Source organism: Exiguobacterium sp. B2(2022) (assembly GCF_028823655.1).
Classification (GTDB): domain Bacteria; phylum Bacillota; class Bacilli; order Exiguobacteriales; family Exiguobacteriaceae; genus Exiguobacterium; species Exiguobacterium aestuarii_A.
In genome coordinates this window covers 1-9,523 of record NZ_JAPEHX010000084.1, presented here as the reverse complement: position 1 = coordinate 9,523, position 9,523 = coordinate 1, and the positions used below count along the sequence as shown (strand labels likewise).

The following is a 9,523-nucleotide window of genomic DNA, read 5'->3' as shown; positions in this document are numbered from 1 at the left end:
TAAACCCATCATCCGAACGTCTCGGCGACTACTTGGTCGACCGAGGACATAAACAAACGGCCGGTATCGCCTAGCGATATCGGCCGTTTTCTTTAGTAAATCGTTGTCTCGGTCATCGAGTCATCTGTTTCATCGGTTGATGGCTCGTCCGCCGTGACGGGCATTCCAAGCTCCGTTTGGAGAAGGGCTTGCGCGTCCCGGAGGTCAGCAGGGTCAAGCTCATAATAATAGACACCGTTCAACGTCAAATCGGTTCCTTCAAGTGTTTCGCGATTGAACGACTTGAGGGATTTTGTATACGGTTGAAGCTGTGAGGCTTCTGACAAGGACATGTTCGTTCGAATGTTCTCGCCGACCGCATTCATAATCCGATTCAATTTGGTGAACGAGTTGATCGTGGTCGCCTCGTTGATGATGGCCTCGATCACTTGTTGCTGTCGGCCGGCCCGACCAATGTCGCCGGCAGGATCTTGTTTTCGCATGCGGGCGTATGCAAGTGCTTCTTTTCCGTTCAACACTTGAACGCCTGGCTCTAACTCGACGTTTCCTGTCGCTTTTCCGGAAATAGGGATGAGGACGTCGATCTCGACGCCGCCGACCGCATCGACGAGGTCTTCAATGCCATCAAAATTGATGGTCGCATAGTAGTCGATGGGGATATCGAGCAAGTTTTCAACGGTTGCGATTGTCGTATCGATGCCGCCGTAAGCATACGCATGATTGATCTTGTCTTTGAATGGTTCTCCGTCATCGAGGATGATATCGACATACGAATCGCGCGGGATGCTGACGAGTGTCACTTGACGCGATTCCTTGTTGAACGTCGCCACCATCAACGAATCACTTCGGCCTTCTTCGAGCGAGGCGCCGCCATCGACCCCTGCTAACAAGATGGAGAAGTGATCTTTCGTCAAGTCGATGGTTTCGTCACGACGTTCGGACTTGTCGCCACGATCCAATTCTTTGTTCGCGTTCTCCGCGGTCTCGTTCGCTTTGAAGACAAAATAGCCGAAAGCGGAACCGCCGATCAGCAATACGACACCCAACACGATGAGGATGATTTTCCAAGGTGACTTTTTCTTGCGTGGGGGTGTTTCCATGTGGATTCCTCATTTCAGTTGTTTCTTTTAGTATAGGCGTTTCAGCGTTTGAAATCACGTTCGATGATGCGAATATCGTGAGTTTGTAGCATGCCTTGACCGTTCGTCATATCTGTCAACCAAGCGATTGCATCTTCGGTTTCTTCGACAGGCACTGATACATAGAACGTGACGAGGTCGGCGTACGAGATGTCGTCGAGCAAGTAGGTGGACTGTCGCAATTCGTTCTCGACTTTACCGATCCATGTGTAGTCAACGGTGAGCGTCAATTGCTGCATTTGCAAGCGTTCGACAATCCCGATCGCATCGAGTCCTTCGCTGACGGTCCCACCGTATGCCCGGATGAGTCCGCCTCCGCCTAATTTGATGCCTCCGAAATAACGTGTCACGACGACGACCGTGTCTTTGAGGTGACGTTTCCGCAACACCTCGAGCATCGGCATGCCCGCTGTACCACTCGGCTCCCCGTCATCGTTCGCTTTCTGGTGTTCGTTCCGTTCCCCAATGATGTAGGCAGAACAGTTGTGGTTCGCGTTCCAATGCTCTTTTTTGATGCCTTGGATAAACGACTGCGCCTCTTCCTCGGTTTCGACACGTTTGAAGTGGGCGATAAATTTTGACTTTTGTATGACGACTTCGTATGTTCCACTTTGTTTTATAGTATAATTTGACTCAATAGACATTTCTGAAAATTCTCCTTTCTATTTTTGAATATTTTTTTTAGAATTCAAGTAGGCACATACGCTTCAATTGGCGAATGCAATTTATAGAAAATCTCTCATGTTCACTGTAAACCTGTTTTCAAGTGGACGATATATAAGGATAGATGAGGATTAACTACCGAACTATTAGGGGATGGCATCGTGAATCATATTACCGATCGGACAGCTTTAGAACATATCATAACAAATATGATTGATACGGTGACGGAAAGTAAAGAGGAGATTGTCCGTATAACCGAAAGTTCATCAACTGAATATTCTGCGATTCAAAACGAGTTGAAAGAATTGACGGATAAAATCGAGTTCTACATCGAGGAGTCCGATCGACTCGACCGACTCGTGAAAGCCGCAAAAGCCAAGCTCGTTCAAGTCAGCAAAAAGTTTCATATACATAGTGAGCAAGAAATTCGTGACGCCTATGAACGGGCGAATCAGATGCAACTGGAGCGGTTTCTCGTTCAAAAAGAAGAGATGGCGGCCCAGCAGCGTCGCAACGATTTAGAACGACGTCTTCTTATTCTAGAGGACACGATCGAACGTGCCGAAAAACTGATCGGTCGTGTCAGCGTCGTCTTGAACTTCTTACGGGACGACCTGCAACAAGAATATTCGGACATGATGAAAAAGCAGGAGATGGCCATCGGTGTATTCGAAGCGGCCGAGCGTGAAAGACGTCACCTCGCTCGCGAGATGCACGACGGACCGGCGCAATCGCTTGCCCACATTTTGATTCGTGCCGACTTGATTGAAAAGACGTTTGATAAACGAGGGAAAGATAAAGCGTTTGCCGAATTACATGAATTGAAAAAGTTGATTCGTGGAGCACTCGTCGACGTACGTCGCTTGATTTACGATTTGCGTCCGATGTCGCTTGACGATTTAGGCTTTTTACCGACGCTCGAGCGCTATCTCCACCAAACGGAGGAGTATACGGCCATCAAGACGCGTCTCAACTATCGCGGGTCACGTGCCCGTCTGCCGGAGAAGTTAGAAATCAACGTGTTCCGTCTCGTGCAGGAAGCGGTGCAAAATGCGATCAAGCATGCCAAGACGCCAGAGATCATCGTCAATGTCGAACAGGCGAGCGATGTGATTCACCTTCACATCCGCGACTATGGCATCGGTTTCGAGCCGAGTACGATTGGCGAAGAATCGTTTGGGATCGTCGGGATGCGTGAGCGAATTGAGTTGGTGAGCGGAAGTATCACCATTGACTCGGAAGTCGGCAAGGGGACGGTCGTCCGGATGTCGATTCCGATTCCGTGAGAGAACAAGGGGGAAGACATACATGGAAATGACACAGACACGCATTGCAATCGTGGATGATCACGAACTGTTCCGCGAAGGATTGAAGCGGATTTTTGATTTGGAAGATGAATTTACGGTCGTCGCAGAAGGACGTACGGGTCGCGAGGCGATTCGTATCGCCGGCGAACAAAAACCGGAGATCATGATCTTAGACATCAACATGCCGGACATGAATGGGATCGAGGCGACGAAACAACTGTCGCTCCTGTCACCAGAGACACGCGTCCTCATCCTCTCTATCCACGATGATGAGTCATATATCACGCATGCGCTCGAAGCGGGCGCGTCTGGTTTTCTCTTAAAAGAAGTGGCGTCGACCGAATTGATTTCGGCGGTCCGTGCCGTCGCTCGGGACGGGGCTTACCTACACCCGAAAGTGACGACAAACGTCTTGAAAGAATATCGTCGCCTCTTACAATTCAAAGGGGAACAAGCGGGTCGTGGCGTCGAAAGTCGCACGGATGACCCGGTGTATCAACTGTTGTCACGTCGTGAGGTCGAGGTGCTGCACCTTCTCGCGGATGGTCGGTCGAACCGAGACATCAGTGACATGCTGTTCATCAGTGAGAAAACGGTTAAAAACCACGTGTCCTCTGTCCTTCGTAAAATGGATGTGAACGACCGGACACAAGCGGTCGTCGATGCGATTCGCCGGGGTTGGGTCGAGATTTGAGCGTCACCGATGCTTTACCTCGTTTTTGTGTTACAATATGGAATGGAATCCTAACATAATTGGAAAAATGAAACGACGTAAAGTGAGGATATAGTATGGGAAACATTGCGATTTTAACCGACAGTACCGCCTATCTGTCGGATGATTTTTTGGCACGACATGACGTCCATGTCGCTCCACTCAGTGTCATCTTCGATGGCGCGTCGTACCGCGAGTCAATCGATATGTCGACGGAGGCGTTCTATGAGCGAATCGAGGCAGGCAAGCTACCGACGACGTCTCAACCGGTCATCGGTGAGACGGTCGAGTTGATTGAAAATTTGCCGGATGATGTGACGGACGTGATTGCCATCACACTCTCAAGTGGCATCAGCGGAACGTACCAGTCGATGGTCGCGCTAAATGATATGGTCGATGTGACCGTTCATGCGTTTGACTCAGAGATTTCTTGTATGCCGCAAGCGTTCATGGTCGAAGAAGCGTTAAACCTCCGTGACAAAGGCGCCACACCGGAAGAAATCATCGCCCGACTCGAGACGGTCCGTGATTCGATTCGCGCCTATTTCGTCGTCGATGATCTCGATCATCTACAACGTGGTGGACGATTGAGCGCCGCGCAAGCGCTCGTCGGCTCGTTCCTACAAATCAAGCCGGTCCTCCACTTCCAAGACAAGTTGATCGTCCCATTTGAAAAGATTCGTACGTATAAGAAGGCTGTACGTCGAATCGAAGAAATGATGGACGAGTCGATTGCCGGTGACGGTGAGGGATACTGTATCGGAATCATTCACGCCAACTGCCCGGAGCGTCAGGCGGAAGAAATCGCTTCGATGAAACAGAAGTTCCCGAAAGCACACATCTCGGGAAGCCATTTCGGTCCGGTCATCGGAACGCATCTCGGACCTGGTGCAATCGGCATCACTTGGTATCGTCGCGAATGGTAAACCACAAGACGACCGCTATTGGTCGTCTTTTTCAATGGAGGAGGGAATGCGATGGCGAAATATCGCCAAATATTTGAGCGGTTGGCAGAAGAGATGCGGAACGGCACGAGACCTGCAGACTCGAAACTCCCGTCGGAGACGGAGCTGATGCATCAGTTCGAGGCGAGTCGGGGGACGGTCCGTAAGGCACTCGATCTCTTGCAGGAGAACGGGTACGTCCGAAAACACCACGGGAAAGGTGTCTTCGTGTTGAAGCGCGACCAGATCGAGTTTCAATTCAACGGCATCGTCAGTTTCTCGGAAGTGTACGCCAGCATGCTCGGTCGCTCCATCCAGACGCATGTCGCGGCGTTCGAAGAGATAGAGGCCCCACCTTGGCTCGTCGAACGGATGAACTTGAAACCGGGGACGCATGTGTTTCGCATCGAACGCGTCCGAAACTTTGACGGGGAGAACGTCATCTTAGACATCAACTATTTCGTCAAAGACCTCGTCCCTGGATTGACAAAAGAAATCGCTGCTCGATCGATTTATGGCTATATCGAAGGAGAACTCGGCTTACAGATCAGCTACGCCAAACGAAAGATTGCGGCAGAGGACGTGACCGAGCTCGACCGGATGCGTCTTGATTTGCACGACTATGAATATGTCATCGTCATCACGAACGATACGTTCTTATATGAAGGACAACAATTCGAATATACGGAATCGCGTCACCGCTTGGACAAGTTCCAGTTCAGTGACGTCGCCCGGCGCTAAACCTCTTTCGAACAGGAAGAGGTTTTTTGTTTACGTAAACTCGATTAAGGGAATTTTTTACAATGAATTTGGTCATAGAACCTTCACTTAAACTTGTATATATAAGTTGTTGACTTAACTTATATAGATAAGTTATACTTTGTTTGTACTCATAAGTAACCGTTTTCATTAGAAGTTTTCAAACAAAGGAGGACAATAAACATGAAGGCAGATTATCGTCAAATTGCCGCAGACATCCTTGAAGCGATCGGCGGTAAAGACAACGTGGACAAAGCCGCACACTGTGTGACACGTCTCCGTCTCTCCCTCAAAGACCAGTCAAAAGTCGATGAGGCACGTGTGAAAGAAGTCGATCTCGTCAAAGGGGCGTTCGAGAACTCGGGCGTGTATCAAATCGTCATCGGAGCCGGTGATGTCGACCGCGTCTATGCCGAGTTCATCAAACTCGCAGGACTCGAAGCGGCAACGGTCGCCGAGGTCAAATCCGCAGGCGGCAAAAAAATGAATCCGCTTCAAAAACTCGTCAAAGTCTTCTCTGACGTCTTTATGCCAATCATTCCAGCCATCATCGTGGCAGGTCTCCTCATGGGGATCAACAACTTACTTGCTTCTGAAGGTCTCTTCATCGAAGGGCAGACGCTCATCGAGGCTTATCCGAACTTACAAGGACTTTGGGACCTCATCAACATGATGGCGAACACGTCATTCGTCTTCTTACCGGCACTCGTCGGATGGTCGGCGACGAAACGTTTCGGTGGAAGCGAAGTGCTCGGGATCGTCATGGGTCTCTTGCTTGTCCACCCGGACCTCTTGAACGCTTGGGGTTACGGAACAGCGGCACTTGAAGGAGAAGTACCGACGTTCGATATCCTCGGATTGTTCGAGATCGAGAAAGTCGGATATCAAGGTCAAATCTTGCCGGTTCTCGCCGCGGCTTATATCTTGAGCCAAATTGAAATGTTCTTGAAAAAACGTGTACCGAACGCGATTCAACTCTTGGTCGTTCCAATCACGACAATCGTCGTCACTGGATTCCTCGCACTCGCAATCGTTGGACCAATCACACGCGGAATTGGTAATGTGATTGCGACAGGACTCGTCAACACGTTTGAAGCCGTACCGGTCGTCGGGGCACTCCTCTTCGGATTGTTCTACGCACCACTCGTCGTCACAGGGATGCACCACTTGTTCATCGCCATCGACCTTCAGTTGATCGCAGATACAGGCGGTACGTTCATCTGGCCGATGATCGCACTCTCAAATATCGCACAAGGTTCTGCTGCACTCGCCATGTTCTTCGTCTACAAGCACAACGCGAAGCAAAAGAGCATGGCATCGACTTCAGCAATCTCGGCTTACTTCGGGATCACGGAGCCGGCGATGTTCGGGGTCAACTTGCCGAATAAATTCCCGTTCTATTCTGCGATGATTGGGTCAGCAATCGCAGCCATCTTCATCACATTGAACGATGTTCAAGCAATCGCAATCGGTGTCGGAGGACTCCCTGGATTCCTCTCAATCTTCACAGACAAAATCCTTCTCTTCATCGTCGGGATGGTCATCGCGATCATCGTACCGTTCGCGCTTACATTCATCTTGTCGAAGCGCTACATGAAGAAAGGTGAAATCGAAGAAAATAAAGTCGCATAAGCATTGACTCGGGAGGGAGGGACGGCAGTTCTTCCCTCTTTCCTATTGAAATGAAAACTCTTACAAAAAGGAGATGTCGTTGATGACACAGAAAAATTGGCGCAAATCAGTCGTCTATCAAATTTACCCAAAAAGTTTTTACAGTCCGGAAGGGAACGCAACCGGATCAATCAAAGGGGTGACGGCGAAGCTAGATTACTTGGCAGAACTCGGCATCGAATACATTTGGATGACGCCTGTCTATCAGTCACCTCAACACGACAACGGCTATGACGTGAGTGATTACTATGCCATCGACCCGTCTTACGGCACGATGGAAGACCTTGACGAATTGATCCGTGAGGCAGAGGCGCGGGGCATTGGCCTCATGATGGACATCGTCGTCAACCACTCGTCGACAGACCATGAATGGTTCCAGAAATCATTGGCGGGAGACGAGCGGTACCGTGACTACTACATCTGGCGCGACGAGCCGACGAACTGGGAATCGAAGTTCGGTGGGAACGCGTGGGAATATGACGAGAAGAGCGGGCAATACTATCTCCACTTGTTCGACGTGACCCAGGCCGACTTGAACTGGGAGAATGAACAGATGCGTGAAGACGTCTATGAGATGATGCGCTTCTGGCGCGAGAAAGGAATCAAAGGGTTCCGTCTCGACGTCATCAACTTGATCTCAAAAGAACAAGATTTCCCGGAAGACGAGTCTGACGGTCGGAAGTTCTACACGGACGGCCCACGCATCCACGAATATTTGAAAGAGATGAACCGAGAAGTATTTGACGGGCATGACGTCATCACGGTCGGGGAGATGTCGTCGACGACGCTCGACCATTGCGTGCGCTATTCGAACCCGGACGAGAACGAGCTCAGCATGACGTTCAGCTTCCATCACTTGAAAGTCGACTACCCGAACGGCGAGAAATTCGTCGCCTCCCCGTTCGACTTCATCCAGTTGAAAGACATCATGTCGACGTGGCAACAAGGGATGCACGGGAAGGGATGGAACGCCATCTTCTGGTGCAACCATGACCAACCGCGCGTCGTCAGTCGTTTCGGGAACGACACGAACCATCGCGTCGAGAGTGCGAAGATGCTTGCGACCGTGCTCCACGGTCTCCAAGGGACACCGTACATCTATCAAGGAGAAGAGATCGGGATGACGAATCCTGGCTTTGATGATTTGAACGAGTACCGTGACATCGAGACGCTCAACAACTATAAGTTGAAACGCGAAGAAGGTGTGTCGCATGAAGACATGATGGCAGCCATCAAACAAAAGTCACGCGACAACTCGCGGACGCCGATGCAGTGGGATGCGACGACGCATGCCGGCTTCACGAACGGCACACCGTGGATCAACGTGGCACCGAACTACCAGGACGTGAACGTCGAAGCGGCGCTCGATGACCCGAACTCGGTGTTCTACCACTACAAGAACTTGATTGCATTACGAAAAGAACTTGACGTCTTGACGGACGGGGACTATACGCTCCTCACGCCTGATTCGTTAGACGTTTGGGCATATACACGGAAGACGGACCGCGAGGAGCTCCTCGTCGTCGCCAACTTCTATGGAACGGAAACGACGTATACCATTCCGGAAGGTTTCGAGCGGGTGAGCGTCGTCAGCCACAACTACGACGTGCCTGAGCTCGACGGGACGACATTGTCCCTTCGTCCGTACGAGGCGATCATGTTCTACAAACAGAAATAAGTGCAACTTGCACGAAAACGGATCATCCCCCATGTCGGATGATCCGTTTTTTCGTTCAGTCGGTGAGGATCCGGCTTTCGATGATGTCTTCGAGGAGCGGAGATTCCAATTCATCGTAAAAGAGGGAGGGGACGAAATAGATGTCGTCTTGATCGGTCACGCTGAGCGATAGCGTATGGAACGGGACTTGATGGTCATCGAAATAGCGTCTCGTTCCTCTCGCTATATCTGAAAGTGATTCGTTTGTTGAAGTCGGTTGGGACAAGTCGAGATGGAGGTGACCATACATGGTTCCATATGCAATCAGATCGAATACTTCGTCTAGCTCTAAATCGCTCGGGGAAATGCCTTTCACCACTGAGTCGTCTTCTTTTCTACGGATGAATCCCTGTCCATAGGTAATGGGGTAGGGGAACGTGTCAGAACGTAAGACGCGTTCTGTCCATGCAGCGTATCCATCATTCAACCGTTGATAAGTCGTTTCTCGAAGATGGACCTGATCATAATCATCGTGTGTGACTTGTCCATTGCGTTTCACGTAGACCGTGAACGTCGTATCAGGACTCGTTGGAGAAGTGAATGTGACGAAATAACGTGTGCTATGTGGGAACATGTAGTCGACTTGTTGGACACGCACGTCAAGTGCGGGA

General features: G+C 50.3%; 9 protein-coding genes. 6 read left to right on the top strand and 3 right to left on the bottom strand.

Annotated features, from left to right (window positions below):
* Window positions 1-92: 92 nt before the first annotated feature.
* Both ON063_RS13665 and ON063_RS13660 read right to left on the bottom strand, forming a co-directional pair.
* Window positions 93-1,100 carry an LCP family glycopolymer transferase gene (locus ON063_RS13665; protein WP_274665492.1) on the bottom strand — a complete coding sequence of 336 codons (1,008 nt, stop codon included), beginning with the start codon at window positions 1,098-1,100 and terminating at the stop codon, window positions 93-95.
* A 41-nt stretch (window positions 1,101-1,141) separates the two neighbouring features.
* On the bottom strand, window positions 1,142-1,783 hold the full coding sequence (locus ON063_RS13660) for a YigZ family protein (RefSeq protein WP_214693697.1): 642 nt from the start codon (window positions 1,781-1,783) through the stop codon (window positions 1,142-1,144).
* Window positions 1,784-1,963: 180 nt separating this feature from the next.
* Between ON063_RS13660 and ON063_RS13655 the strand changes: the two genes are divergently transcribed.
* The 6 genes from ON063_RS13655 to treC all read left to right on the top strand — a co-directional run bounded on the left by ON063_RS13655 (window position 1,964) and on the right by treC (window position 8,873).
* Entirely contained in the window at window positions 1,964-3,088 is a 1,125-nt protein-coding gene (locus ON063_RS13655) for a sensor histidine kinase (protein ID WP_274665491.1), read from the top strand.
* A gap of 22 nt (window positions 3,089-3,110) precedes the next feature.
* Entirely contained in the window at window positions 3,111-3,803 is a 693-nt protein-coding gene (locus ON063_RS13650) for a response regulator transcription factor (protein ID WP_271305325.1), read from the top strand.
* A gap of 95 nt (window positions 3,804-3,898) precedes the next feature.
* Window positions 3,899-4,747, top strand: coding sequence for a DegV family protein (locus ON063_RS13645; RefSeq protein ID WP_214693694.1), 849 nt, complete (start codon window positions 3,899-3,901; stop codon window positions 4,745-4,747).
* Between the two features lie 51 nt (window positions 4,748-4,798).
* Window positions 4,799-5,506, top strand: coding sequence for a trehalose operon repressor (treR, locus tag ON063_RS13640; RefSeq protein ID WP_274665490.1), 708 nt, complete (start codon window positions 4,799-4,801; stop codon window positions 5,504-5,506).
* A gap of 201 nt (window positions 5,507-5,707) precedes the next feature.
* Window positions 5,708-7,156 carry a PTS system trehalose-specific EIIBC component gene (gene treP, locus ON063_RS13635; RefSeq protein ID WP_274665489.1) on the top strand — a complete coding sequence of 483 codons (1,449 nt, stop codon included), beginning with the start codon at window positions 5,708-5,710 and terminating at the stop codon, window positions 7,154-7,156.
* Between the two features lie 82 nt (window positions 7,157-7,238).
* Window positions 7,239-8,873: an alpha,alpha-phosphotrehalase gene (gene treC, locus ON063_RS13630; protein ID WP_271305323.1), complete on the top strand. Its 1,635-nt coding sequence runs from the start codon at window positions 7,239-7,241 to the stop codon at window positions 8,871-8,873.
* Between the two features lie 55 nt (window positions 8,874-8,928).
* Here the strand turns inward: treC and ON063_RS13625 are convergent.
* The coding region (locus ON063_RS13625; RefSeq protein WP_274665488.1) for a hypothetical protein at window positions 8,929-9,523 on the bottom strand (595 nt) is incomplete at its 5' end.

What these genes read in the sequence shown, in the direction of transcription:
- ON063_RS13665 (WP_274665492.1), bottom strand. Translation starts at nt 1,100, where the DNA reads ATGGAAACACCCCCACGCAAGAAAAAGTCACCTTGGAAAATCATCCTC.
- ON063_RS13660 (WP_214693697.1), bottom strand. Translation starts at nt 1,783, where the DNA reads ATGTCTATTGAGTCAAATTATACTATAAAACAAAGTGGAACATACGAA.
- ON063_RS13650 (WP_271305325.1), top strand. Translation starts at nt 3,111, where the DNA reads ATGGAAATGACACAGACACGCATTGCAATCGTGGATGATCACGAACTG.
- ON063_RS13645 (WP_214693694.1), top strand. Translation starts at nt 3,899, where the DNA reads ATGGGAAACATTGCGATTTTAACCGACAGTACCGCCTATCTGTCGGAT.
- treR (WP_274665490.1), top strand. Translation starts at nt 4,799, where the DNA reads ATGGCGAAATATCGCCAAATATTTGAGCGGTTGGCAGAAGAGATGCGG.
- treP (WP_274665489.1), top strand. Translation starts at nt 5,708, where the DNA reads ATGAAGGCAGATTATCGTCAAATTGCCGCAGACATCCTTGAAGCGATC.
- treC (WP_271305323.1), top strand. Translation starts at nt 7,239, where the DNA reads ATGACACAGAAAAATTGGCGCAAATCAGTCGTCTATCAAATTTACCCA.